Here is a 23,977-nt window from a genome sequence, read left to right as displayed (position 1 = left end):
GGTTAAATTCATGGCTAGACAACATGGACTCAAAACGCTCTTGTAATCTGCATGCACATGAATGACGAACATCGGAAAGCCGTATGAGGGAAAACCTCACGTACGGTTTGATGAGGAGGGGCTGAAATTTTCAGCCCTTTACTCTAGCGAAAATATGAAATGTGCTCCAAAATATGCTACAATGATAGAGTTCGATGTAGAAGATTTGGGGATTTTGCCAAATACATAGAATAGTCAGACATCATGAGGCGTATGCTATAGGGTCTTACGGCAGCTTTGAGTCCTTGTCAGAAGAGATGTATTCATATTCAAGGTCCTGAAGGATGGCGAGGGAGGAACACAAATCAGATGACCGATTCCCAACTTATTATGGAAATTAAGCAAGGCAATGTAGAGCTGTATTCGGAATTAATGCGAAGATATCAACGTAAAATTATGGCTTTTGTTTATCATATGCTGAAGAGCTCCGGCATGGAGCTGATGGCCGAGGATATATGCTCCGAAACCTTTTATAAAGCATTTCGCAGTCTTCATTCCTTCCGCGAGGTGGATGCCTCCTTCTCAACATGGCTGTATACCATTGCGCGGAATACGGTTCTTAGCGAGCTGCGCAAGCAGCGGGGGGCTAATCTGCCTCTCGAAGAGAGCGGAATTATTCCGATTGCACCGCCAGAGGTGGCCCCGGAGCAGGCTATTTTGCGGAACGAGAAGGTAAGGATGGTCCGCGAGGCTATTAATAATTTGCCAGAGAAGCAGCGTTCGGCGCTGATTCTAAGAGAGTACGACCAGCTGGATTACCAGGAGATTGCCGATATTCTAGGACAGAGCGTCAGCTCTGTGAAATCATTGTTGTTCAGGGCCCGCAGCAGTGTGAAGCTGCAGCTGGAGCCTTATTTTGCAGAGCAAGTATTTGAAGGCATAGAATGGATGACAGGCAGATGAAATGCGAAGAAGCCCGGGAACTGATGGAGATCGTGTGGGATCTCCCTGACAACGATCTGAGAGTTTACCGGCTGAAGCAGCATATCTTAACCTGTTCGTCCTGTGCGATGGAATATCAATCCTGGGAAGAAAGCCTGGAAATGGTTCAGGAGCTCAAATTCGAGCCCTCCCTGGCCTCTGCAGAAATCATGAACCGGAACGTCATGGATCGTATTTACCGTGATTTTCCGTGGCTGGTGGAGGAGAATGGCCCTGAGAAGGCGTCAGGAAGAATATTCCGCAGGCGGTTGTCGCTGTGGATCGCTGGCTTTACTGCTTTATTTGTCAGCAGCCTGCTCATCTTCGCCTTCCGGGGGAATATTCAGAAGCAGGCGGTAGAGGAGATTCCATCTACAGGCATCCTGCCCACCGGGATTGCAGGAGGCTCCGATGCATCCGGCAATAGCATACATTATGATATTCCGGGACCTGGCAGCGGTATTATTGATCCGCTTGTGGCAGGGATCGATCCCAGTCAGCCGCAGTATTGGATGATTCTATCCATTATTGGAGTTAGCTTGGCGATCTATTTCCTCCTAAGGCTGAACCGCGCAGTAAGGCGTTAAGTACAATCATATGTACATGAAGGCAGGTGAAGGGCATGAGAATCGGCTTTATCCGGCATGGGGAGACGGCATGGAATGCAGCCGGAAGAATTCAGGGTCAGACCGATATCCCTCTCAATGAACAGGGGCGCTCTCAGGCGAGGCTGCTGGGTAAGCGTCTGGCTGCCGAGGCATATGAATGGGATTTTGTCATGAGCAGCGGCTTGTCCCGCGCAGAGGAGACGGGGGCTATACTGGCTTCCATGCTGCACATTCCGATGAAATCTCCGGACTCACGCCTGCTGGAGCGCTCTTACGGCAAGGTGGAGGGCTTAACCTCTCAAGAACGTGAGCAAATGTTCGGTAGCAACTGGAAGCTTCAAGACCTCGGGCAAGAAAGTGATGCAGAGCTATTGAAGCGGGGGAAGGCGTTTCTGGAGGAAATGCTATGTAAGTATCCGGATCATTCTTTTCTGGTCGTAAGTCATGGCGGGTTTCTGGCACAGCTTTTTGCAGGCCTGGATATGTCGCTGCAGATCGACCGGATCGGCAATTTGTCTCTCACCATTATGGAGCACTCGGATTTGAAATGGACGCCTCTTTTGCTGAATTGTACTCAGCATTTAATAGAAGAAAGGCAGCACTAAGGGGTGTTTACCTGTGCTGTGGGTACACCTAAGGACCTGGAGAGGGTCCTTTTTTTGTTGTCCTTTCACCTATAGAGCATCTCAGCAAAATTTGGTTCCGGAGGTTTATCGGGCGTCATTTCCGTCAATTCTAAACATATCAGCCAAAGGGACGTCAGCGAAAGAACAGGTTTATGAAAAATGCGATACAGCAGTACAGGTGAGGACGTGGTGCAAAAAATGAAACTAGCCGACATGCTGTCTTATGCCGACATTAGCCATTTAAACAACATCGCCAGTTACTATGACTGCGACTGCAAGCGAAATTCCAAGCATGAATTGATTCAGAGCATACTGATTAAAGCTGGCAGAAAAGAGTTCCTGAAGGAACAGTGGAAAAGCTTCTCCCCAGGGGACTTGCGGTTTCTGAACAATCTGGTATTTGACACGCGGAGCAGCTATAGTCTGGAGGATTTACTGGCGGCCGTACGTCATACCTCACTAGAGGAGAAGTCTGACGAGACATCCGGCTCCAAGCCTGCACGGACTGCATTAGAGTCACCCAGGGAGGCCGTGTCCAGGTACAGACGCAGTGGCTGGCTGTTCAACGGCTTCACATTCTCCACGAAATATATGTTTCATGTCCCGGAGGATTTAAAGGAACGGTTTCGAGAGGAGCTTAGTCTGCACCTGAAGTCCGGATTGCAGGTCTCTATGCCACCTGAAGTGTACCGAGAGGAGCAGGGCCTGATTACAGAGGATCTGAAGCTCATGCTGAGGTATTTCCAGGAGCATGAGCTTACCCTGAATGCCGAGGGCTTTATGTACCGAAAGCAGCAGCAGCAGTTGCTCAGCACATTACATATCGAAGAGTCTCTCATTACAAAAGGACCTTGGAGATTCGGTTATGGCAGGTCCTGCTCCGAGTATCCCGACCGTTTCGCGCTGCTGTACGACTATGCCGTAGCACAGCGGTGGGTTCAGGAAACGCCTGCCGGCTTAACCCTGACGGAGCATGGAAAAGAATGTATTCTGTCAGGAAATCAAGTCAGCATGATACAGCTATTCCGCTTTTGGTTAAAAATTTATAAGAGCGCTGTTCCTAACCTTCCTTCCTTGGTGTATTGGCTCGGCCGCTGCGCTAAAGAATGGGTGACGATGGATTCGCTCCACGCTACAGTTGGAAGCCTGGTAACCCCCTTTTATTATGATACACCCCGGATGATCCTGGAACGGCGGATTGTAAAAATGCTGCTCCATCTGGGGATGCTACGTCTGGGAGAAAGCCAAACGCTGGGTACGGTCATTCGAATGACACCCTTAGGCATTAAAGCAGGTGAGATCGCGCCCCAGCTTGGACACGGGACAGTGCATAACGATAACGATGTAATCATTTAGTTTGGAGGTGCATCCGAATGGATAAAATGAAGGTTACTTATGAAGTGATGTTAGGTCTTGCGGCAGAAATGGTATGGGACGAGGCATTGCGCAAACATCGCAGTGAGGAGCTGTATAAAGAAATAGACGAGGCTCTGGCTTCAGGCGACAAGGTGGCTTTCCGAAGCCTGACGGATGAACTGAAAACATTAAATTGAAGAGATGCTTACGCATTTCTTCTTTTTTTTTTGCCTAAAAGAAGAATGAAACTTATAATAGGACAACAAGGCTTAATCGCTATAAGTTTATTTTATTGTACAGAAAGGATGCCTTAAATGAAATTTAGTGAAGTGGAGGCAGAGGGATGGGGAGAGTTGGCGCCATTCGTAGATACCTGCCTGATTCCTTATACGGGTTTGAGCGGGGAAGAGATGCCGTGGGAGGTTACGGCTGCGCTGGAGCGTCTTCGTGACCTGATGGATCTGATTGAAATCCCTTTCAAGGGGAGAGTTGTAACTTATCCTGCTCTGCAATATGGCGGTGAAGGGGCATCCGTATTACTTTCCAGCATTTGCAGCAAGGCTTCAGCGGCAGGCTTTGCGTATGTCGTCGTCATTACGGCAGACCATGAGCTTACCCAAGATGAGGTCCCCGAGTGCTCATTGGTTCTATCCCTTCCTAAGCTGCAGCAGGAAGCCGGAGTCAAGCTAAAATCCGCAGTAAGTCAATCCATCAGCAAGATGTGGACCGCAAACCTGACATAATTGTGACGAAAATACGACAATTTCATACAGCGTCCTTGGAAGCGGAGCCAAATTCGGGATTCAAATTCTTGACGGTCAGAGGTGCCTAATATATTATAATTATGTCCTAGTAATTCGTGTGATTTTAATCATTGAAAACAAATGATCGGTTGACAAAAGGGGGTTGATACAGATGAATAACAACCACAATGACGAGCATGAAGAGTCGCACAAACCTCCCCGGCGCAAGGAAATGTCCCGCAGACAATTTCTGACCTATACGTTGGGCGGTGCCACAGCTTACATGGCGGCAGGGGTCGTTATACCTATGGTCCGCTTCGCCGTAGATCCAATCCTGCAAAAGGGTGAAGACGGATCTTTTGTAAAAGTAGTGGAAGGTAGCAAGATTACCGCCGAGCCACAAGAATTCGATTTCGAATTGAAGCAGCAGGACGGCTGGTATAACAGCACTGCACAGCTGACAGCCTGGATTAGCAAGACAGAAGATGGACAGATCGTAGCGCTGTCGCCTGTCTGCAAGCACTTGGGCTGCATGGTAGGATGGAACAATAATGAGAGCCATCCGAATGAATTTTATTGTCCTTGCCACGGCGCCCGCTATACGGCGAACGGCAAGAACCTGGTTGTTGCGCCGCAACCTCTGGACATGTACGACGTGAAAGAGGAAGGCGGATGGATTTACCTCGGCGCAATCATCCCAAATACAGTAGCAAAATAGGAGGCGTAGATTCGGATGTTAAAGAATGTCTACAACTGGATTGACGAACGTCTCGATATCACGCCGATCTGGAGAGACGTTGCGGACCATGAGGTTCCGGAACACGTTAACCCTGCGCATCATTTCTCCGCATTTGTATACTGCTTCGGCGGCTTGACGTTTTTTATCACAGTGATTCAGATTCTGTCAGGAATGTTCCTGACTATGTACTATGTACCCGATATTATAAACGCTTACGCAAGCGTTGAGTTCCTTCAAACGAAGGTTGCTTTCGGTCAGATCGTCCGGGGCATGCATCACTGGGGAGCCAGCCTTGTCATTGTTATGATGTTCCTACATACAATGCGGGTATTCTTTACAGGATCCTATAAGGCGCCTCGTGAAATGAACTGGGTTGTCGGCATGCTGATTTTCTTCGTGATGCTGGGCCTGGGATTAACAGGCTACCTGTTGCCTTGGGATAACAAAGCATACTTTGCGACTAAAGTTACCCTTGAAATCGCGAACTCTGTGCCTTATCTCGGACCGGTTATTAAGGAACTGCTTCAGGGCGGTACAATTGTAGGGGCCGAGACGCTGACTCGTTTCTTCGCTATTCACGTGTTCTTCCTTCCTGCTGTTCTGCTTGCTCTCTTGGTAGGGCACTTTATCATGATCCGCAGACAAGGTATCTCAGGACCACTATAAGAAGAAGGGAGGCATACTTATGGCACACGGTTTCAAGCCTGATGAAAAAGTTGTATTCGTGGGTGATTCCCGCGTCAAGAAGGGTGCCGGGTTTATTACCCCGCCTGATTACACGGCGTATCCGGGAAAGTCGGAAGCCTTTATTCCTAACTTCCTTCTGAAGGAGTGGATGGTAGGGGTTGTCGTGCTCGTAGGCTTTCTGGTTCTGACGATCTCGGAGCCAGCACCTCTGGGCTACCCGGCAGATCCGGGAGCATCGGTTATTCCGATGCCGGACTGGTACTTTCTCTTTCTGTATGAATACCTGAAGCTTCCATATGCTTCCGGAGATTATGTTGTACTGGGTACTCTCGGCGTCAGCGGTGTGGCATTTGGCGCATTGCTGCTGGCACCGTTCCTGGACACCGGCAAAGAACGCCGCTTCTACAAGCGGCCGATCGCTTCCACTCTGATGTTTCTGTCACTGGCGGCTGTTATCTATCTGACCAACGCTGCCTGGACACATTACGCACATGAGCTGGAGAAGCAGGGCACAAAGGCAGAGCATATTCTTCGTGAAGAAGAAGCCCATGCGAAGCATGAGCAGGGTCTTCCGACTTCTAATGCAAAGCAAGCGGAAGAGGAGACCATTGCGATCGTGGATAAAGATAATCCAGCGATGGAGATTTACAAGAAAGCAACCTGCATTGCATGTCATGCTGCCGATCTGAAGGGTCAGGGCAACGCTCCTGCACTTCTGGGCGTAGGTGACCGACTGAGCAAGGAAGAAATTTCTGAAGTTATTGTTAACGGCCGTGGAGAAATGCCATCCATGAGGTCGCAGGTAACGGACGAAGAGCTGGATCAGCTTGCGACCTGGCTGGCAAGTCAGAAGGCTGAATCAGAATAAGTAAGTTAAGCCACAATAAACCTGATCGTATTCTGCGATCAGGTTTTTTTGTAGAGGAGGTAGTGTAAGCTTGAACATCAAGTATTTCTGGAGCCGTGAGTTTCTGGCAAAGTCATGGTTTCTATGGCTGCTGCTGATCTGTAACGGCCTCGGTACAATCTATGGATACATTTGGTACGGAGCACAGCTTCAATATACAGCGGAATTCCGTCCATGGTGGCAGCTGCCATTTGTCCCGGATAGTCCCACTGCGAGCTTGTTTTTTTGCCTTGCACTCATCCTGCTGCTGTATCCGCCAAAGAGAATGGCAGGCATTCTCCTGCAGCCACTAATACAAGCTCTTGCCGTCGTAACCTCTATTAAATATGGCATATGGGCCTGTGTCATGATCTTTGCAGGCGCAGCGCAGGGCAATGAGCTGGTGTGGCAGGACTGGATGTTAGTAGCGTCTCATTCAGCCATGGCGATAGAGGTGCTCCTGTACGTGCGTTTATTTCATCTCCAAAGCCCGGCATTAATTGCTGCGATCACGTATACACTGCTGAATGATATGATTGATTATTCGTTTATGGTCTTCCCTTGGCTTCCTTCTGTGTTAAATGACGATCTGATTGCTGTAGAGGTGTTCACCTTCAGCTTGACGCTCTTTAGCGGTGCTTTAGCCTGGTGGGCCATGCGGGCAGCCGGACGTGCACCTCGTGATATGATAACTGGACAATAACCCATGTTCTATAAAATCCGCCTGCAGCATATCCATAGCTTCAGGAGGGATGTCCTATGATTTCCAAAATGACTCACAGCGGCTTCATGCTAGCTGTTTTCCTGGCTATATGGACTCTCTGGGGAGTGTCGCCAGTCTGGGGCAGTCACTCAGACAGCAATCAGAAGCCGGCGCCGGCAGCTAAACTGCAGGCTGAGGCTTTGGTTAAAGAAACAGAGCAGCTTTACAAGCTGGTGCAGGAGGGAAAGGTAGAAGAAGTCAAGCAATCCCTGCGCAAGGTGCAGCAGCAATTCGAAGCTTCTTCCTTTCAGGGACTGACCACTGTGGAGGGTATTCAGGCCTTAGCTGAAACCATTGTGGAGATGAAGGAAACTACCGCCAGAGCTCAGCTGGAGCCGGAACAATGGATGATTGCTGCAGGTAAGCTGAGGCTGGCCGCAGATAGCCTGACTCATCCCAAGGACGGGATCTGGCTTCAATATTACAAGGTGCTCCGAGAGGATCTGCAGCAGGTAGAGATTAGCGCCGCCAAGCAGGACAGGCCGGGGATGAAGGCAGCGTTCACCCGTCTTCATGATCATTATGAGCTCATCCGGCCTGCCGTTATCGTTCAGCGCAAGCCGGAAGAGGTATCCATGATGGATTCCTGGCTTTCCTTTGCCAAGGGTGCTGTATCCAATGCTCCCTATGCAGAGGCCAAGAAGGCTGCTGCCCAGGGAGATGAACTGCTAAATCTGCTCTTCGGGAAAAAGAAGGATGAGCCCGTTCTGGCTCCATTGGGAGAAGCCCGTGGGCCTTGGCTGGGTCAGCTGTTATTGCCGGCCTTTATTTTGGCGGCGTTAACATTTGCGGGGTACCGTAAATATAAAGGAGCCCATGATGGCTATCGCCCTTGGTCTCCCTAAATATAGCTGCAACCTTCCTTAAGACTAGCCCTGATTCTAGGGCTAGTCTTCTTCTTTAAATCCTTCGCCATGCACATCATGAACATCGCTGACAATGATAAAAGCTCTGGGATCCAGAGACTTCGCAATGCTGTTCAATCGCCGGATTTCCTGTCTGGACACGACACAGTAGGCCATCTGACGGGCCTCTCTGGAATAGCCGCCAACGACTGGAATCAGGGTCACCCCGCGGTCCAGCTCGGAAGTGATCTTATCCGCGATCGCGGGAGCTTGATCGCTGATTATGGTGAAGGCTTTGGCGGCATAGGCGCCGTCTTGAATAAAATCAATGACTCGTGAGGCAATGAATACCGTGACGAGCGTATACAGGATTTTGGCTAGCGGAATGTAAAGAATGGACACACCGATAATGAGAATATCCAGCCCGAGAATGACCTGTCCCATGCTGAAGCCAAATCTACGGTTTAAAATTCTTGCGATGATATCCGAGCCGCCGGTCGTTCCTCCGAACCGAAACACAATGCCGAGCCCTGCGCCGAGAGTCACACCTGCATACAAAGAAGCTAGAATGTAATCTTGTTCTGTTCGGAAAGGGACAATCCAGCCGGAATGAATGGCTACCTCCAGAATCCAGAGAAAAAAAGTCAGTGAAACAATGCCGATTCCGGTGTAGATGGATTGCTGTCCTCCTAATATTTTCATTCCGAGCAGGAAGATGGGCACATTGATGATGATGGTGGAAAGGGAAGGCGATACACCGAAAGCATAATTTAACAGCACGGTAATCCCGGTTACGCCGCCCTCCATCAGCTCGTTTGGAATGATAAAGTACAGCAGTCCGAAGGCATAGACAGCGGTTCCTGCCAGAATTGGAATGACCGCTTTCAGATGAATTAACAGCTTGGCTACCGTCACAGCAATTCCTCACATCCCCTATAGAATAAGTATTTCTTCGTCATTTCTCCCGTTGCTCTCCATAGTATGCCAAATTGAAGGGATAATAAAAAATAATTTGTTTTCAAATCGTCTTTACGATAACATAGGTTTAAAACGTTGCCGCATATGCTGTCGATGAATTACAGAAAAGCGGCCGCGAATAACGGCATGTCATATGCTGGCGTGGGAAAGGGGTACGTGCTTGGAGAAGTCTATGGCTGAGATGCAGCGCGAAGTGGACCGGTACATCTCTCAGTTTAAGGAAGGATATTTCAGTCCCTTATCCATGATGGCCCGAATGACAGAAGAAGTCGGGGAGCTTGCACGAGAAGTGAACCACCGCTTTGGAGAGAAGCCGAAAAAGGCGGATGAAGAAGAGAACTCCATTGAGATGGAGCTGGGTGATATTTTGTTCATTGCCATTTGCTTTGCCAATGCGCAGGGGATTGACTTGGCTGCGGCGCATGATAAGGTCATGCACAAATTTAATACGCGTGATAAAGACCGGTGGACTCGAATAAACACCGATTAGGCTCTATTTACATATGCTGTACCAAACCTGAGCGCAGGGGAGGAACAGCCATTGAACAATAACCCGTATATTCAAAATGCCTACCGCTGCATCCTGCAGAACGATTTTGAAGAGGCGATTCGCTGGTTTGAACAGGCTTTGCAGGCGAACCCGGGGGACGCAGAGGTGCATTACCGCTGCTCGATCACGTACGGTCGCAGCGGATACCTGGAGCAGGCTGTGCTGCATGCGGAGAAAGCATCAGCCTTGCAGCCGGACCAGCCTGCTTATGTGCTGCATCTTCAGCATTTGCAAGCCCGGACGTTGGTGCAGGGGGCCCGGAAGCTGCTGGAGCAGCCGGAACAATACACTTCCACAGCGCTGTATCAGGCGGTCCAGCAGTTGAAGCAGGCGGTGTCCCTGGACCCGCTGGATCCGGAAGCGTATGTATGGCTTGCCATGGTTTACAGTGAGCTGAATGAGCATGCCTTGGCCATGGCAGCCTTGAAGGATGTCATTGGGCTATATCCGCAGGAAAGCAGTCTGCAGCAATTAATGGAAGAACTTAAAAAGCGCTTAAAGCTATATATGCATGATTCATAACAACATCGGAGGGAATACAATGTCTAACCTAATCAGAGTGGCTGTGATCGGTGCAGGCGGCCGTATGGGCAAGGAAGTTGTGAAGCTGGTATTGCAGGATGAGGAGCTGGAGCTTGCCTGTGCCGTTGGAATGAGCGATAGCGGCAAGGATGCCGCTTCGCTGGTGGGCCTGCCGCCATGCGGAGTTATCGTAACCTCAGATCTCGAGCTGGCGCTTGTAGAGAGCAAGCCGGATGTTATGGTGGATTTCACAAATCCGCAGTCGGCTTATGGTAACACTGCGCTGGCCATTAAGCACGGTGTAAGGCCTGTGATGGGAACGACCGGGTTTACACCGGAGCAGATTGAAGATCTGGACAAGCAGTGTCAGGGCAAGGGAATCGGCGGCCTGATTGCCCCGAACTTTTCCATCGGCGCTATTTTGATGATGAAATTTGCAGCTCAAGCCGCGAAATATTTGCCGCATGTCGAAATTATTGAAACGCACGGAGACCAGAAGCTGGATGCCCCTTCCGGCACCTCTATCAAGACCGCGGAGCTGATTGCAGCGAACCGGGAGGAGCTGAGACAAGGCAATCCGAGCGAGGAGGAAGTCATTGAGGGCGCACGCGGCGGCTATTACAATGGCTTCAGAATCCACAGTGTCCGCCTGCCTGGCGTATTTGCCCAGCAGGAGGTTATTTTCGGCGGCTTCGGACAAAGCCTGAAAATTCGCCATGACTCCTACGAGCGCGCAGGCTACATGCCTGGCGTAAAAATGGCGGTACAGAAGGTTATGGAATATACAGGGATGATTTACGGCTTCGATCATTTTATTGAGTAGAGAGAAGAGGAGAAACCATATGATGAATATCGCTTTTATCGCCCACGACCGGAAGAAAGAGGAAATGGTTAACTTCGTGCTTGCTTATGAAAGTGTGTTCGAGGACCACAAGCTGTTCTCCACCGGGACTACCGGCACGAGAATCATGGAACAGACCTCACTCCAGATCGAACGATTTGCCTCCGGTCCGCTCGGGGGAGATCAGCAGATCGGCGCTATGGTAGCGCAGAACGAGATGGATTTAATTATTTTTCTGCGGGATCCATTAATGGCTCAGCCGCATGAACCGGACATAAATGCACTGCTTCGTTTGTGTGATGTATACGGGATTCCGTTAGCTACAAATATTGCAACCGCCGAGGTGCTGGTCAAGGCTCTTGACCGGGGCGATCTAGGCTGGCGCGAGCTGGTACACAAGTACAAGCCGGGTGTAGATCAGTGATGACAGAGCCGCTCAAGCTGGATATTCTCGTCTTTGGCGCGCACTCTGATGACGCCGAGATTGGGATGGCCGGCACAATTGCGAAGCATACCACTGCGGGTTATGCGGTGGGAATTTGTGATCTGACAAAGGCGGAGATGTCCTCCAATGGAACCGTAGAGCTGAGGCTTACCGAAGCGGAGTCGGCTGCACGTTCGCTGGAATTGAGTCTGCGCTGCAACCTGGATCTGCCTGATCGAGGCCTTTTTATAACGCCAGAGCATATTGCGCCAATTGTTGAGGTTATTCGCACCTATCAGCCTTCTGTCGTGTTTGCGCCGTACTGGGAGGATCGTCATCCGGATCATGTGGCCTGCAGCCGGCTGGTGGAAGAAGCGGTGTTCAATGCCAAGCTGAGACGGTACATGCCGGATCTTCCGCCCGTCCATGTGAAGCAGCTCTATTACTATTTCATTAATGATTTGGGCAAGGCGGATATGATTGTAGATATCACTGAATACTATGACCATAAGATAAAGGCACTATCCTGCTATCAGTCCCAATTTGAAAAAGGAAATCCCGACTCCGTATCAACACCGCTCACGGAAGGGTATATTGAACGTGTACGGGCTCGCGATTCTTTGCTGGGACAGCGCAGCTTGATTCCCTATGCAGAAGGCTTTGCCTCCAAGACGCCGATTCCCGTTCATCTGTTTGACACCATGAAAGCATAAACATAAGTACATAGTGTGCGTGAAGGAGGTTGATCCCGTGAAACAAAAGCCGCTCAAGATCGGCATCACCTGTTATCCCTCCCTTGGAGGCTCCGGGGTTGTGGCAACGGAGCTGGGAAAGCTGCTGGCAGAGCAAGGGCATCAGGTGCACTTTATTGCCCACAGCATTCCTTTTCGCCTGGGAGCTTTTCATAAAAATATTTTCTATCATGAAGTTGAAGTGAACGACTATTATGTGTTCCGCTATCCACCATATGATTTGTCTCTTGCGACCAAGATGGCGCAAGTGGCAAATATGCAGCAGCTGGACGTGATGCATGTTCACTATGCGGTGCCGCATGCGGTATGTGCTTTTTTGGCCAAGCAGATGGTTGGTGACCGATTGAAAGTGGTCACGACACTGCATGGAACAGATATTACAGTGCTGGCGCAGGACGAATCCTTGAAGGATCTCATTCGGCTGGCCATTAACGAAAGTGACGCGGTGACGGCCGTCTCCCAGGATTTGATTGCGGAGACGCGCTCTGTGCTGGATATCTCCCGGGAGATTGACCTGACCTATAACTTTGTGGATCCCCGGGTCTATTACCCGAAGGACTCGGCTTCGCTGCGCCGGGATTATGCACAGCCCCATGAGAAAGTGCTGATGCACATCTCGAACTTCCGTCCGGTGAAGCGGGTACAGGATGTGGTCGATATATTTGCCCGGGTTCGTGGGGAGCTGCCTGCGAAGCTGCTGCTGGTCGGCGAAGGACCGGATCTGCCGAAGATTCAGTGCAGAATCCAGGAGCTGGGTCTTGCGGACGATGTGCATTTTCTGGGCAAACAGGATGAAATTGCACATGTGCTGTCTATGGCGGACGTATTGCTGCTGCCTTCCGAGAAGGAAAGCTTCGGACTGGTCGCGCTGGAGGCGATGGCTTGTGGAGTACCAACCATTGGCTCTACTGCTGGAGGCATTCCGGAGTTGGTTACCCATGGAGAGACCGGATTCCTGGCACCGATTGGTGATAGTCATGCCATGGCCGGATACGCGATGGAGCTGCTAAGAAATGACGCGCTTGCCGAGCGTCTGAAGGCCGCTTGTCTGAAGCGTGCCAAAACGGAATTTTGCAATGAGAAAATTCGCAGCAAATATGAAGAAATTTATTACCGGGTATTAGGGCAGAAAGCGGAGGATCCATCTCCTGTGTGCTAGCAGGGCATGGTTCTTCAGCTTTTTGCTGTTTGTATCGAGAGGAACAGGGGTGCCATGGCAGAACTTCATAACAATACAATCTGGAAGCATGCGGATAAGGATTTGGCAGATGGCAGTGCCCAAGTGATTTCGATTCTGCAGGGCGAAGGACATGAGGCGTTCTGGGTGGGCGGCTGCGTCAGGGACGAGTATATGGGCCGGACAGTGAATGATATGGATATTACGACCAATGCGCTGCCCGAAGTGACGCTGTCACTATTCGAGAAGGTCATTCCTACGGGGATGAAGCACGGCACCGTTACCGTACTTATGCATGGACACGCTTACGAGGTTACGACATACCGCATTGAAAAAGGCTACGAGGATCATCGCCGCCCGTCCGAGGTGGAGTTTGTCGATGATATTGAAAAGGATTTGCGGCGGCGTGACTTTACCATGAATGCTATGGCACTCGCCATGGATGGACGCTTTGTCGATCCCTTCGGAGGAAGGAGCGACATTGATGACAGGCTGATTCGTTGTGTAGGAGATCCGAAGGTCCGGTTTCAAGAAGATGCCCTGCGCATGATCCGCTGTATCCGGTTTGCTTCCAATTTTGGATTTATGATCGCTAAAGACACTTGGGCAGCACTGCTGGAACAGAGATCAACCCTGGGGTGGGTTGCAATGGAACGAATTCGAACCGAGCTGGATAAGCTAATGTCCGGTCCCGATCCGCTGCGCGGTCTGGAGCTGATTCGGGAAGGGCGGCTGTACGAACATGTGAAGGTGCCTTTTCCATACCGTGGCCATCAGTCTGCTTATATCTCTGCAATTCCTGCGGTGGGGATGAGCAGCCCGGAGCAGGTGGACGTTCGTTACGCCCTTCTCCTTCTAGGCTGCCGTATTCCATCCTCGACCCCCTTGCTGCGGCAATGGACCTTCTCCAACCGCCGGATGGAGCTTATAAAAAAGCTGCTGCAGCTACAGGAGGCCTGGACCGAGAACAGCGAAGGCCTTACATCCGAGCAGGCACGGTTATTATGGATTCGCTGTGTATTGATTGCGGGAGAGCCTATTGCCGCTCTGTGGCTAGAGCTGCAGCAGGCTGTTCAGACAGCGGGCGGTACTCCAGCAGTAGACATTCCGCAGGCGAGAGCCTGGCTGAGCGGCATGCCGGTCAAGAGCCTGAGAGAGCTCGCCTTGACCGGTGACGGGCTGCTGTCTGCAGTGGGCCGCCGCGGCGGCCCCTGGATGAAGCCGCTGCTCAGTCATCTGCTGCTGCTGGCAGCATCCGGACAGGTCGGCAATGACACAACCTTACTTATTGAAGAAGCAAAGCGGGTGATTATTGATGAAGGAATTTAAGAAAGAGTCTTTGCTGGATATGTTTCTGGAGCAGCCGGAGCAATTTCTGTCCGGAGAAGAAATCAGCCGCAGGCTGTCGATCAGCCGGACAGCGGTATGGAAGCAGATTAACAAGCTGAGACAGGCGGGCTATGAGTTTGAAGCTCTGCCGCGTCTGGGCTACCGGATTACGGATCTGCCGATGCCGCTTGAGCAGGAGAAGCTGAAGACACTTCTACAAGGAGGCATGGGCAGAGAGCTGCATATTTTATCAACGACGCCTTCCACGCAGGAGGACGCAAGAAGACTGGCGGAAGAGGGTGCTCCTGAAGGTACGGTGGTCCTGGCTGAGGAACAGACAGGAGGACGCGGACGAATGGGAAAATCCTTCTTTTCTCCATATGGGAAAGGCGTCTGGATGAGCATCATCCTGCGGCCGTCGCAGCCGCTGCATCTGGTGCAGCAGCTGACACTCCTCTGCGGTGTCGCTGTTCAAAGAGGTATCCGGAATACGACCGGACTTGCAGCGGGCATTAAGTGGCCGAATGATCTTCTAATTAACGACAAAAAAATATGCGGCATCCTGCTGGAGTCCAAGGCTGAGGATGATCGTGTCAGCTACTGCATTGCCGGGCTTGGAATCAGTGCGAATATTTCCAAGGAGAGCTACCCGGAAGAGCTGCAGCCTATTGCCACCTCGCTGAAAGAAGAGAGCGGCAGAGCGGTAGACAGGAATGATTTGATTCTTTCGGTGCTGCATGAATTGGAGGAGCTCTACAAAATCTATAACCGTGACGGTTTTCAACCCATCGCAAGCCTGTGGGAAGCCTCCTCCATTACATTAAACCGCGAAGTCAGCGTTCAGTCTCCTGCCGGGGTCACGACAGGCAAGGCGGTAGGTCTTCATCCTTCAGGTGCGTTGCTGATTGAGAAAAGCGACGGCAGCCACTATCCGGTTTTTTCCGGTGATATCCGTATTAGCCCCGTGCAGAAGGGGTAGTGAAATCATTTTATTTTTGGTATACTCATAACCAAAGGCGGTATCCGGGGCTGCTCGGAACTGCACTTTTGAAGATGGATATAGATTGAAGCAATACAAGCAAATAACATACTGCATGGACAGATCTGTGGATTCTGCTCTGAGCCGAAAGGACCGAGACAGAAGGGACGATCGCAAGTGACTCTTTTTTGCCTATCGGACCTTTTTAGCTGTACTGCTAAACAAGGTTTTTTTGTTGTGTTTTCACACAAAGTCATTTGAAGGAGGCATGGTGTCACATGGCAGGCAAAACACGCTTAAACATCATTAAAATTAAAAATATGAAGCAGGACCAAACCCCGATCAGTATGCTCACAGCATACGATTACCCTTCGGCACAGCTGGCGGAGAAGGCCGGGGTCGATATGATTCTTGTTGGAGATTCTCTGGGCAACGTGGTGCTGGGCTACGACTCCACCATCCCGGTCACGATCGAGGATATGGTGTATCATACCCGCGCAGTAGCCCGGGGCGCTGAGCATACCTTTATCGTCGCGGATCTCCCGTTCTTGACGTATCACGGCAGTCTCGATCATACGTTTGACCAGGTACGCCGGCTGATGCAGGAAGGACATGCCCATGCTGTCAAAATGGAGGGTGGAGCGGAAATCGCAGACACCGTTCAGCACGTAGTCCGCGCCGGAGTGCCCGTGCTGGGACATATCGGCTTGACACCGCAGGCGGTGAATCAGATTGGCGGCTATCGGGTGCAGGGCAAGGATGAGCAGGACAGAGCTCGTCTGATGAAGGATGCCAAGGCACTGGAGGCGGCAGGCGCATTTGCCATTGTGCTGGAGCTCGTGACGGAAGAAGCAGCAGCCGTTATCAGTCAGGAGCTGAGCATTCCGACCATCGGTATTGGTGCAGGGCGCGGCTGTGACGGACAGGTGCTCGTCTATCATGATGTGCTCAAGTATACGTCAGACTACCGCAGTAAAAAGTTCGTCAAGAATTATGCTGACATTGGCGCGGTCATTACGGAAGGGCTGTCCCGGTATGTTCAAGAGGTCAAGAATCGGTCTTTTCCGGCAGAAGAGCATGTCTTTGGCGGCAAGGCGGCAGCAGAGAAGGCTGTAGAGACGACGCTTTACGGCGCCACCCGGGAAAAGGATAAGGTGAACAGCTGATGCAGATCATTCGTACCATTCAAGCGCTTCGCACTGAGCTGTCGAGAGTCACTTCCAAAGGGATGGGACCGATCGGCTTTGTGCCCACGATGGGATATTTGCACGAGGGCCATGGCAGCCTGCTGGAGCGGGCAAGAATGGAATGCGGCACCGTCGTGCTTAGCATATTTGTGAACCCGATCCAGTTTGGACCGGGGGAGGACTTCGAGACGTATCCTCGGGATGAAGCACGCGACCTTCATATTGCTGAAGAAAAGGGTGTGGATATCGCCTTCCTGCCCACCATGGAGGAGATGTATCCACAGCCGGTCAAGACGAAGGTGGCGGTGAGCGAGCTGACCACATTACTGTGCGGGGCTTCGCGCCCCGGTCATTTTGACGGTGTGACAACGGTAGTCAACAAGCTGTTTAATATCGTAAAGCCGCATTATGCCTATTTCGGAATGAAGGATGCCCAGCAGGTGGCGGTGATTCAGCAGATGGTGACGGATCTGAATCTGGAGGTCCAGGTTATCCCCTGCCCCATTGTCAGGGAGCAGGACGGACTTGCGATGAGCTCGAGAAATGTATATCTCAGCCCGGAAGAGCGGAGGCAGGCTTTATCGCTGTCACAGGCCCTTAGTACCGCGCTGGAAGGCATTACAAAAGGTTCCCTGAGGACGGCTCCTGAGGTGCAAGAGCACCTGCGGTCTGTCATTAGCAAAGCCCCTTTGGCCCAGATTGATTACGCTGAAGTGCTGCTCTTCCCACAGCTTCAGGCTGTAAGTGACGATGCGACATTATCCAGTCTGTCAGAGACGGTTATATTGGCAGTAGCTGTGAAATTCGGAAAGACGCGCTTGATTGATAATGTACTTTACCAACCGAAAGCAGGTGTATAACTGATGTTCAGAACGATGATGAAATCCAAAATTCACCGCGCCACGGTCACAGAAGCCAATCTGAATTATGTCGGCAGCATTACGATCGACGAGGATTTGATGGACACCGCGGATTTGCTGGAAAATGAGAAGGTTCAAATTGTAAATAACAATAATGGAGCCCGTCTGGAAACCTATGTCATTAAAGGGGAGCGCGGAAGCGGCGTGATCTGCTTGAATGGTGCTGCTGCAAGGCTGGTCCAGCCTGGAGACTCTGTCATTATCATTTCTTATGCCATGCTGTCCAGAGAAGAAGCGGCGGTGCATGAGCCGATCGTCGTCATTGTGGATGGAAACAACAAGCCGCTCGTAACCGAGCACCGCGAAATCCACGCCACGGTGCGATAAGGGAATGACACCAGAAAGTAACGGCATGACATCGAATGAAATCGCCCGTCTTAACAAAAAATGATATCAGGTCGGCTGCACTGATCACTCATTTATCAGGTTAAGGGTGGGATGCACTCCATGTTTCAGCATGTATTCGATGAAATGAACAACATGTTCGATGAAATTGTGAAGCATTACCCTGCCGCTCAAGGCCCCCAAAAGCAAGCGCTGGTGCACAATTGGAATTTGCTCAAGCAGATGAGTGACGGCATCATTGACGAGTGGCTCCGCTTCGAGGAGAGAATGGCGGTGTTTCGTGAGAACACGGCTGCACCTCCGGGATTTCCGCCGACCGGATCGCCGGAGCTGCAGCTGGAGACGTTTATCCGGGGACAGGGCTATTACAAGCTGCTGATGTTTGAGCCTGCCTTATCTCAATTCACGGCAGCGGCCGAATCATACCCGGACAGTCCTTTAATCCGGCTCTACCTTGCCATGTCCCATCTGCATCTGGGGGAAACGTCAGAGGCTGCAAGGCAGCTGCTCGGGATGCTCCCTGGTGCAGAGGACAAGAAGCTGAAGGCCATCATTTACAATGCAATGGGCTGTATACAGGTGATTCAGGGAGCAAGGGATAAGGCCTCAGAGTTCTTTACTCTGGCGATTCAACAGGATCCTACATTGCCGGATCCTCTGAACAACCTGCAGGTCTGCCACCAAAAGCGGGGAGAACTGCAGTACGGGAGTCCGCTGATCTCGCTGTTATAAGCCACGAAGACGATGCTCCTTCGCTTTAAAGAAGCGGATGGCAGCATCGTCTTTTTGTGCCGGCAGGGTGTGGAATGTTCAAAAAGCGTAACTTCTGGTATGCTGATAGGTAGACTGTAGGGAAGGAATTTGGCTCAATGAAATATGCTGTGTTGGACTTTGAAACGACGGGCAGCCATTCCACAGATGAGATTATCCAGGTAGGCCTGGCGATCATCGAAGAAGGCGGCCATATTTCCCGTGTATTCGGATCGTATGTAAACCCGGGAATCCCGATACCTCCCTTTATCACGGGACTGACTGGGATCACGGAGCAGGATGTTAAAGATGCTCCGATGCTGGAAGAGATGATGATGCAGCTCGTTCCTTTACTGGACGATGTGATATTGGTTGGCCACAATGTAACGTTTGACTTTAATTTTTTGCAGAATGCACTGGATCGCTGCGGGTACCTGCCCTTCAGCGGCCGGATTCTGGACACTATACATTTTCTCAAAATATGCTTCCCCTCCTTGCACACCTACCAGCTGGGCATGGTTTCTGCTGAGTTCGGTCTGCAGCATGACCGGCCGCATCAGGCCGACAGCGACGCATTGGCAACAGCACATATTCTGCTGAAATGTTTCGAGGAGCTGGAGAAGCTGCCCTTGCTGACTATTCAAAGGCTGGCTGATCTGTTTGTCGATGAGGACAGCGATATGGGCTGGTTCTTTGATGGCTTGAGAGAAGAGCGGGAGCGTCATCCGGTGGATGAGGAGAGTGAGCTCGGCTATACGTTCTATCGTCAGCTTGCCCTGGCTGTAGAGGACTGGACAGATATTCCGCCTGTACGTGATGAAGAGGAGGGTAACCCGCTCAAGAACGTGGGTTTTCCGGAATTTATGGAGCAGGTTCAGCGCAATTTACAGCAAACGCTATCTCATTATGAGAGCCGTGAAGCGCAGGAAATGATGTTCAACAAGGTCATGGAGGCCTTGGATGAACGCAAGCATCTGCTGATTGAGGCAGGAACCGGAACAGGCAAATCGCTCGGCTATTTGCTGCCCTCCATTTATCAGAGCGTCAAGCAGGAAGAGAAGGTCATTGTCAGCACCCATACGATTAATCTGCAGGAGCAGCTGCGGGAGCGGGATGTGCCTCTTCTGAATCAGGTTGTGCCCTTTCCTTTCAAAGCAGCCGTCTTCAAGGGAAGGCAGCATTATTTGTGTTTGCGAAAATTTGAACATAAAATAAACAGAAAAGACTTCGCCTCTCCGAAGGAAGATGTTATCATTGCTGCTCAAATGCTGGTGTGGCTGACTCAGACCCAGACGGGAGATGATGAGGAGCTGAATCTGGGCGGACGAAACGGCGAGTTCTGGGATAGCGTGTCCAGCGACTCCGATTCCTGCCTGGGCAGAGCCTGTCCCTGGTTCAAGAAATGCTACTACCACCGGGCGAGACATGAAGCGGGCTTGGCAGATGTCGTCATTACCAATCATTCCAAGCTATTTACGGATGTGAAGGCCAACCATCAGCTGCTGCCTCCCTACGAGAACCTTGTCATTGATGAGGCGCATCAGCTGGAAGAGGTGGCTGGCAAGCATTTGGGACTGAACGTGAAATATTTCTCGGTCGTGCATACGCTGATGCGTCTGTACAAGGACAGCAAGAACGGCCAGCTTCCGGCGCTTCGGCAGCTGCTCCAGCTCTCCGGCCATGAGAAATCTGGAGATTGGACTGCGGTTGTGGATCGGCTGATCCCCGATCTTATTAGCGTGAAAGAGCATTGGGACCGGCTTAGTGAGCAGCTGTTCCAGCTCATTCCGGAGAGAGGGGATGCTCTTCCCGGCGACGCAGGACAATATACGCTGCGGCTGTCCAAGTCGAAGCTGCCAAAGGCCTGGACCGAGCTGCAGCAGATCGAGCATCAGATCTACTTGACCCTGGGAGAGTTATCCCGGCAGGGAGATGTGCTGATCCAGGAGCTCAGAGAAGATCTGGATGACTACAGCGCTGACAGTCTGGTGACGGATCTGAACGGCTTGTTTAAGGACCTCGCCGCCCATCGGGAGGAGCTGCGCTTTTTTATGAGCCTGACTCACGAGGAAACGGTATACTGGATGGAGGCCAACAGCAGCTATCGCAGCAAGTCACTTCAGCTTTATGCTGTCCCGATTGACGTATCGCAGCAGCTGAAGGCATTATTCTTTGATAAGAAGCAAAGTGTGATTCTCACCTCTGCGACCCTGTCTGTCGATAAATCATTTCAATATATGATTGACAACCTGGGGCTGCAGGAGGCCTCGGAACAGAGCCGTCTGGACACCGTGCAGCTGCCTTCTCCGTTTCAGTACCGGGAGCAGGCGCTGCTCATTGTCCCCCGGGACTTCCCGAGCGTGAAGGGAACGGTGGGAGATCCCAAATTTCTCAGCAGCCTGGTGCAGTCGCTGGCTGACGCGGCCGTGGCGACCCAGGGCCGAATGATGGTGCTGTTCACTTCCTACAAAATGCTGAGACAAGTCTATGAACCGTTAAAGGAGCTGCTGCAGTCCCGTGATATTCACGTGCTGGGACAGGGGATGGACGGCGTGAGTCGAAGCAAGCTGATCCGGCGGTTTCAAGATAGCGGTCCCTCGGTTCTTCTGGGCACGAGCTCCTTCTGGGAAGGTGTTGATATTCCAGGAGAGGCCCTTACCTGCCTGGCCATTGTCCGGCTTCCCTTTCAGCCGCCAAGCCACCCGCTGGTTGAAGCGAAGAGTGAGCTGCTGCAGCAGCAGAAGAAGAATCCGTTTATGAAGCTGTCTGTCCCGCAAGCAGTCATCCGCTTCAAGCAAGGGTTCGGCCGCCTCGTCCGAACTGCAAATGACCGCGGCATCGTCATTGTTTATGATACAAGAATTATTGAATCTTATTACGGCAAGTATTTTCTGTACTCTTTACCCGGACCGAAAATGGAGCATATGCGATCTGATCAGATGGTATCTCGGATTGAGGAATGGCTTCAGCCTGATTCATGAATAAGGTGTGTTAGTGTTCCAGTGTTAGAGACTTAAAGTGTTCGGCCTTGAGTTTAATCTATAGGGGGAGCAAGCATGAAATCGGATAAAATTTCGGAAGCTGTGGTTCGCAGACTGCCTGTCTATCTGCGTTATTTGAATGAGCTGCATAAGAGAGAGGTTGCCACCGTCTCCTCGCAGGAGCTGGGACAGAGGCTGGATCTAAATCCTGCCCAGATTCGCAAGGACCTTGCGTATTTCGGGGATTTTGGGAGAAAGGGCATCGGGTATGACGTCATTTATCTGATTGAGAAGATTCGCCAGATTCTGAAGCTGGATCAGCAAATTAACGTGGTGCTTGTCGGTGCAGGAAATCTGGGACATGCATTATCCAACTATAATGCCTTTCTGAAGGATAATATGAAAATCGTAGCGGTCTTTGACGCTCATACCGCTAAGGTGGGGACACGCATCAATAACCTGACCGTGCTGCCGATGGAGGAGCTGAGTGATACGATTCAGAAGCTGAGCATTCGGATCGGCATTATCACCGTCCCGGACATTGAGGCGCAAAATGTTGCGGATATGCTGGTTGCAGCTGGAATTGAGGCCATATTGAATTTCGCGCCGGTCATTCTGAAGGCTCCATCTCACATCCGTATTCATACGGCTGATTTTACGACAGATTTGCAAAGCCTGGCTTACTATTTGGATAATGGGAAGGAGGAGATGAACAATGACACCGCGGAAGCAGGTCATTAAGAACGGCACCTTTGCCGTGATGGAGGAAGGAAAGACTGTCATTTCGGGATACATGCTCATCGAGGACGATATCATTACGTATATCGGGGAAGAGGAGCCGCAAATCGATGAGGCAACCGAGGTCATGGACGGCAGCCATTTGCTGTTTTTACCGGGATTGATTAATACTCATGGACATACAGCGATGTCGTTGCTGCGAGGTTATGGTGATGATCTGGCGCTCCAGGTATGGCTGCAGGAGAAAATGTGGCCAATGGAAGGGAAGTTTACGGCCCAAGACGTCTATTGGGGTACCTCTCTTTCCGTTCTTGAGATGCTGAAGGGCGGCACAACGACCTTCCTGGATATGTATGATCATATGGATCAAGTGGCGGCTGTGACGAAGCAATCCGGAATGCGGGCGGTGTTGACACGCGGGGTGATCGGCCTGTGCTCACCGGAAGAACAACAGAGAAAGCTGAACGAGGCGGTTGACTTCGCCAAATCCTGGCATGGAAAAGCGGATGGACGAATTACAACGATGATTTCTCCACATGCCCCGTATACCTGCCCGCCGGAATATATTGAGAAATTTGTACAGGCTTCCATCGATATGGATCTGCCGATGCATACCCATATGAGTGAGACCCGCAATGAAGTAGAGCAAAATGTGAAGGATTACGGTGTCCGGCCGGTGGAGCATCTCCTGAAGCTGGGCATGTTCTCCCGGCCTAGCCTGATTGCCCACGGCGTACATCTTACCGATGAGGAGATCAGCATTCTAGCCGCGCATCAGGTCGGCGTCTCTCATAATCCCGGTAGTAATCTGAAGCTGGCGAGCGGCATTGCCCGTGTACCGGAGCTCCTGAAAGCGGGAGTGAAGGTATCTCTCGGTACAGACGGTCCGGCGAGCAACAACAACCTGGATATGTTTGAAGAAATTCGACTCGCTGCTCTGATTCACAAGGGCGTCAGTGGAGATCCTACTGCTGTTCCTGCTGCAGAGGCGCTGCGAATGGGCACCGAATATGGAGCGGATTCCTTGTTCCTGAACCAGGTGGGACGTCTGAAGGCAGGCATGAAAGCAGATTTCATTGCACTGGACACGGATCAGCCGCATTTTCTGCCATACAGTGACTTTATCTCTCATGCCGTTTATTCTGCCTCGGCGAAGGATGTAAAGCATGTATGGGTGGATGGCAGACAGCTCGTGAAGAATGGAGCTTGCCTGACCCTGGATGAAGAGAAAATCCGCAGGGAAGCACAGCTAGCCTTCGAGGCTCTCTTGACCCAATAATGGCGGGAGCGA

At 51.2% G+C, this 23,977-nt stretch carries 27 protein-coding genes; 26 read left to right on the top strand and 1 reads right to left on the bottom strand.

The window, feature by feature from the left end; translation table 11 throughout:
- Positions 1 to 348 precede the first annotated feature (348 nt).
- From JJQ72_RS04125 to JJQ72_RS04075, 11 genes are all read left to right on the top strand, one after another.
- Complete coding sequence (locus JJQ72_RS04125; protein ID WP_138225581.1) at positions 349 to 942, top strand: RNA polymerase sigma factor; 594 nt, start codon at positions 349 to 351, stop codon at positions 940 to 942.
- Entirely contained in the window at positions 939 to 1,547 is a 609-nt protein-coding gene (locus JJQ72_RS04120) for an anti-sigma factor (RefSeq protein ID WP_138225582.1), read from the top strand. Before JJQ72_RS04125 ends, JJQ72_RS04120 begins: the two co-directional genes overlap by 4 nt.
- Positions 1,548 to 1,582: 35 nt before the next feature.
- Entirely contained in the window at positions 1,583 to 2,173 is a 591-nt protein-coding gene (locus tag JJQ72_RS04115; RefSeq protein WP_138225583.1) for a histidine phosphatase family protein, read from the top strand.
- A 219-nt stretch (positions 2,174 to 2,392) separates the two neighbouring features.
- The gene (locus tag JJQ72_RS04110) at positions 2,393 to 3,550 is read left to right on the top strand and encodes a hypothetical protein (protein WP_208202886.1); all 1,158 of its coding nucleotides are present in this window, start codon (positions 2,393 to 2,395) and stop codon (positions 3,548 to 3,550) included.
- A gap of 17 nt (positions 3,551 to 3,567) precedes the next feature.
- Positions 3,568 to 3,747: an IDEAL domain-containing protein gene (locus JJQ72_RS04105; protein ID WP_138225584.1), complete on the top strand. Its 180-nt coding sequence runs from the start codon at positions 3,568 to 3,570 to the stop codon at positions 3,745 to 3,747.
- A 117-nt stretch (positions 3,748 to 3,864) separates the two neighbouring features.
- Complete coding sequence (locus tag JJQ72_RS04100) at positions 3,865 to 4,293, top strand: DUF2487 family protein (RefSeq protein ID WP_208202853.1); 429 nt, start codon at positions 3,865 to 3,867, stop codon at positions 4,291 to 4,293.
- Between the two features lie 172 nt (positions 4,294 to 4,465).
- The gene (locus JJQ72_RS04095) at positions 4,466 to 5,011 is read left to right on the top strand and encodes a Rieske (2Fe-2S) protein (protein WP_208202852.1); all 546 of its coding nucleotides are present in this window, start codon (positions 4,466 to 4,468) and stop codon (positions 5,009 to 5,011) included.
- Between the two features lie 15 nt (positions 5,012 to 5,026).
- Complete coding sequence (gene qcrB / locus JJQ72_RS04090; protein ID WP_138225587.1) at positions 5,027 to 5,698, top strand: menaquinol-cytochrome c reductase cytochrome b subunit; 672 nt, start codon at positions 5,027 to 5,029, stop codon at positions 5,696 to 5,698.
- Between the two features lie 19 nt (positions 5,699 to 5,717).
- A complete protein-coding gene (locus JJQ72_RS04085; protein ID WP_208202851.1) occupies positions 5,718 to 6,587 on the top strand; it encodes a menaquinol-cytochrome c reductase cytochrome b/c subunit in 870 nt (289 codons plus the stop codon).
- Positions 6,588 to 6,657: 70 nt separating this feature from the next.
- Complete coding sequence (locus JJQ72_RS04080; protein ID WP_208202850.1) at positions 6,658 to 7,308, top strand: DUF1405 domain-containing protein; 651 nt, start codon at positions 6,658 to 6,660, stop codon at positions 7,306 to 7,308.
- A 56-nt stretch (positions 7,309 to 7,364) separates the two neighbouring features.
- A complete protein-coding gene (locus JJQ72_RS04075; protein WP_208202849.1) occupies positions 7,365 to 8,213 on the top strand; it encodes a sporulation protein YpjB in 849 nt (282 codons plus the stop codon).
- A gap of 42 nt (positions 8,214 to 8,255) precedes the next feature.
- Here JJQ72_RS04075 and JJQ72_RS04070 read toward each other — a convergent pair whose 3' ends face one another.
- Positions 8,256 to 9,128: a YitT family protein gene (locus JJQ72_RS04070; RefSeq protein ID WP_208202848.1), complete on the bottom strand. Its 873-nt coding sequence runs from the start codon at positions 9,126 to 9,128 to the stop codon at positions 8,256 to 8,258.
- Positions 9,129 to 9,351: 223 nt separating this feature from the next.
- Here JJQ72_RS04070 and JJQ72_RS04065 point away from each other — a divergent pair, with 223 nt between their 5' ends.
- From JJQ72_RS04065 to JJQ72_RS03995, 15 genes are all read left to right on the top strand, one after another.
- Positions 9,352 to 9,681, top strand: a complete 330-nt coding sequence (locus tag JJQ72_RS04065; protein WP_138225592.1) for a nucleotide pyrophosphohydrolase — start codon at positions 9,352 to 9,354, stop codon at positions 9,679 to 9,681.
- Positions 9,682 to 9,732: 51 nt separating this feature from the next.
- The gene (locus JJQ72_RS04060; protein ID WP_138225593.1) at positions 9,733 to 10,263 is read left to right on the top strand and encodes a tetratricopeptide repeat protein; all 531 of its coding nucleotides are present in this window, start codon (positions 9,733 to 9,735) and stop codon (positions 10,261 to 10,263) included.
- 19 nt (positions 10,264 to 10,282) lie between these two features.
- Entirely contained in the window at positions 10,283 to 11,086 is an 804-nt protein-coding gene (gene dapB / locus JJQ72_RS04055; protein WP_208202847.1) for a 4-hydroxy-tetrahydrodipicolinate reductase, read from the top strand.
- A gap of 19 nt (positions 11,087 to 11,105) precedes the next feature.
- Entirely contained in the window at positions 11,106 to 11,528 is a 423-nt protein-coding gene (mgsA, locus tag JJQ72_RS04050; protein WP_175415255.1) for a methylglyoxal synthase, read from the top strand.
- The gene (gene bshB1 / locus JJQ72_RS04045; RefSeq protein ID WP_138225595.1) at positions 11,528 to 12,241 is read left to right on the top strand and encodes a bacillithiol biosynthesis deacetylase BshB1; all 714 of its coding nucleotides are present in this window, start codon (positions 11,528 to 11,530) and stop codon (positions 12,239 to 12,241) included. The genes mgsA and bshB1 overlap by 1 nt, the downstream gene beginning before the upstream one ends.
- 37 nt (positions 12,242 to 12,278) lie before the next feature.
- A complete protein-coding gene (bshA, locus tag JJQ72_RS04040; RefSeq protein ID WP_138225596.1) occupies positions 12,279 to 13,439 on the top strand; it encodes an N-acetyl-alpha-D-glucosaminyl L-malate synthase BshA in 1,161 nt (386 codons plus the stop codon).
- Positions 13,440 to 13,493: 54 nt separating this feature from the next.
- Positions 13,494 to 14,786: a CCA tRNA nucleotidyltransferase gene (locus JJQ72_RS04035; RefSeq protein WP_208202846.1), complete on the top strand. Its 1,293-nt coding sequence runs from the start codon at positions 13,494 to 13,496 to the stop codon at positions 14,784 to 14,786.
- Positions 14,773 to 15,765 (top strand): biotin--[acetyl-CoA-carboxylase] ligase, encoded by a 993-nt coding sequence (locus tag JJQ72_RS04030; protein ID WP_208202845.1) that lies wholly within the window; start codon positions 14,773 to 14,775, stop codon positions 15,763 to 15,765. The genes JJQ72_RS04035 and JJQ72_RS04030 overlap by 14 nt, the downstream gene beginning before the upstream one ends.
- 278 nt (positions 15,766 to 16,043) lie before the next feature.
- Positions 16,044 to 16,931, top strand: a complete 888-nt coding sequence (gene panB, locus JJQ72_RS04025) for a 3-methyl-2-oxobutanoate hydroxymethyltransferase (RefSeq protein WP_208202844.1) — start codon at positions 16,044 to 16,046, stop codon at positions 16,929 to 16,931.
- The gene (gene panC / locus JJQ72_RS04020) at positions 16,931 to 17,812 is read left to right on the top strand and encodes a pantoate--beta-alanine ligase (protein WP_208202843.1); all 882 of its coding nucleotides are present in this window, start codon (positions 16,931 to 16,933) and stop codon (positions 17,810 to 17,812) included. Before panB ends, panC begins: the two co-directional genes overlap by 1 nt.
- A gap of 3 nt (positions 17,813 to 17,815) precedes the next feature.
- Positions 17,816 to 18,199: an aspartate 1-decarboxylase gene (gene panD, locus JJQ72_RS04015; protein WP_138225601.1), complete on the top strand. Its 384-nt coding sequence runs from the start codon at positions 17,816 to 17,818 to the stop codon at positions 18,197 to 18,199.
- Between the two features lie 120 nt (positions 18,200 to 18,319).
- The gene (locus tag JJQ72_RS04010) at positions 18,320 to 18,949 is read left to right on the top strand and encodes a tetratricopeptide repeat protein (protein ID WP_138225602.1); all 630 of its coding nucleotides are present in this window, start codon (positions 18,320 to 18,322) and stop codon (positions 18,947 to 18,949) included.
- A gap of 137 nt (positions 18,950 to 19,086) precedes the next feature.
- Positions 19,087 to 21,948, top strand: coding sequence for an ATP-dependent DNA helicase DinG (gene dinG, locus JJQ72_RS04005; RefSeq protein WP_208202842.1), 2,862 nt, complete (start codon positions 19,087 to 19,089; stop codon positions 21,946 to 21,948).
- Positions 21,949 to 22,023: 75 nt separating this feature from the next.
- Entirely contained in the window at positions 22,024 to 22,689 is a 666-nt protein-coding gene (locus JJQ72_RS04000) for a redox-sensing transcriptional repressor Rex (protein WP_138225604.1), read from the top strand.
- Positions 22,664 to 23,965 carry an amidohydrolase gene (locus JJQ72_RS03995; protein WP_208202841.1) on the top strand — a complete coding sequence of 434 codons (1,302 nt, stop codon included), beginning with the start codon at positions 22,664 to 22,666 and terminating at the stop codon, positions 23,963 to 23,965. The genes JJQ72_RS04000 and JJQ72_RS03995 overlap by 26 nt, the downstream gene beginning before the upstream one ends.
- Positions 23,966 to 23,977 lie beyond the last annotated feature (12 nt).

It is taken from the genome of Paenibacillus sp. F411 (genome assembly GCF_017582705.1).
GTDB lineage: Bacteria > Bacillota > Bacilli > Paenibacillales > Paenibacillaceae > Paenibacillus_AQ > Paenibacillus_AQ algicola.
Note: the sequence above shows the minus strand (reverse complement) of the source record. Positions and strands in the feature narration are given on the sequence as shown.

What these genes read in the sequence shown, in the direction of transcription:
- JJQ72_RS04125 (WP_138225581.1), top strand. Translation starts at nt 349, where the DNA reads ATGACCGATTCCCAACTTATTATGGAAATTAAGCAAGGCAATGTAGAG.
- dapB (WP_208202847.1), top strand. Translation starts at nt 10,283, where the DNA reads ATGTCTAACCTAATCAGAGTGGCTGTGATCGGTGCAGGCGGCCGTATG.
- JJQ72_RS04010 (WP_138225602.1), top strand. Translation starts at nt 18,320, where the DNA reads ATGTTTCAGCATGTATTCGATGAAATGAACAACATGTTCGATGAAATT.
- JJQ72_RS03995 (WP_208202841.1), top strand. Translation starts at nt 22,664, where the DNA reads ATGACACCGCGGAAGCAGGTCATTAAGAACGGCACCTTTGCCGTGATG.
- JJQ72_RS04095 (WP_208202852.1), top strand. Translation starts at nt 4,466, where the DNA reads ATGAATAACAACCACAATGACGAGCATGAAGAGTCGCACAAACCTCCC.
- JJQ72_RS04085 (WP_208202851.1), top strand. Translation starts at nt 5,718, where the DNA reads ATGGCACACGGTTTCAAGCCTGATGAAAAAGTTGTATTCGTGGGTGAT.
- JJQ72_RS04115 (WP_138225583.1), top strand. Translation starts at nt 1,583, where the DNA reads ATGAGAATCGGCTTTATCCGGCATGGGGAGACGGCATGGAATGCAGCC.
- JJQ72_RS04030 (WP_208202845.1), top strand. Translation starts at nt 14,773, where the DNA reads ATGAAGGAATTTAAGAAAGAGTCTTTGCTGGATATGTTTCTGGAGCAG.
- bshB1 (WP_138225595.1), top strand. Translation starts at nt 11,528, where the DNA reads ATGACAGAGCCGCTCAAGCTGGATATTCTCGTCTTTGGCGCGCACTCT.
- mgsA (WP_175415255.1), top strand. Translation starts at nt 11,106, where the DNA reads ATGATGAATATCGCTTTTATCGCCCACGACCGGAAGAAAGAGGAAATG.
- JJQ72_RS04120 (WP_138225582.1), top strand. Translation starts at nt 939, where the DNA reads ATGAAATGCGAAGAAGCCCGGGAACTGATGGAGATCGTGTGGGATCTC.
- JJQ72_RS04105 (WP_138225584.1), top strand. Translation starts at nt 3,568, where the DNA reads ATGGATAAAATGAAGGTTACTTATGAAGTGATGTTAGGTCTTGCGGCA.
- JJQ72_RS04035 (WP_208202846.1), top strand. Translation starts at nt 13,494, where the DNA reads ATGGCAGAACTTCATAACAATACAATCTGGAAGCATGCGGATAAGGAT.
- JJQ72_RS04100 (WP_208202853.1), top strand. Translation starts at nt 3,865, where the DNA reads ATGAAATTTAGTGAAGTGGAGGCAGAGGGATGGGGAGAGTTGGCGCCA.
- panC (WP_208202843.1), top strand. Translation starts at nt 16,931, where the DNA reads ATGCAGATCATTCGTACCATTCAAGCGCTTCGCACTGAGCTGTCGAGA.
- panB (WP_208202844.1), top strand. Translation starts at nt 16,044, where the DNA reads ATGGCAGGCAAAACACGCTTAAACATCATTAAAATTAAAAATATGAAG.
- dinG (WP_208202842.1), top strand. Translation starts at nt 19,087, where the DNA reads ATGAAATATGCTGTGTTGGACTTTGAAACGACGGGCAGCCATTCCACA.
- JJQ72_RS04000 (WP_138225604.1), top strand. Translation starts at nt 22,024, where the DNA reads ATGAAATCGGATAAAATTTCGGAAGCTGTGGTTCGCAGACTGCCTGTC.
- JJQ72_RS04110 (WP_208202886.1), top strand. Translation starts at nt 2,393, where the DNA reads ATGAAACTAGCCGACATGCTGTCTTATGCCGACATTAGCCATTTAAAC.
- JJQ72_RS04075 (WP_208202849.1), top strand. Translation starts at nt 7,365, where the DNA reads ATGATTTCCAAAATGACTCACAGCGGCTTCATGCTAGCTGTTTTCCTG.
- panD (WP_138225601.1), top strand. Translation starts at nt 17,816, where the DNA reads ATGTTCAGAACGATGATGAAATCCAAAATTCACCGCGCCACGGTCACA.
- qcrB (WP_138225587.1), top strand. Translation starts at nt 5,027, where the DNA reads ATGTTAAAGAATGTCTACAACTGGATTGACGAACGTCTCGATATCACG.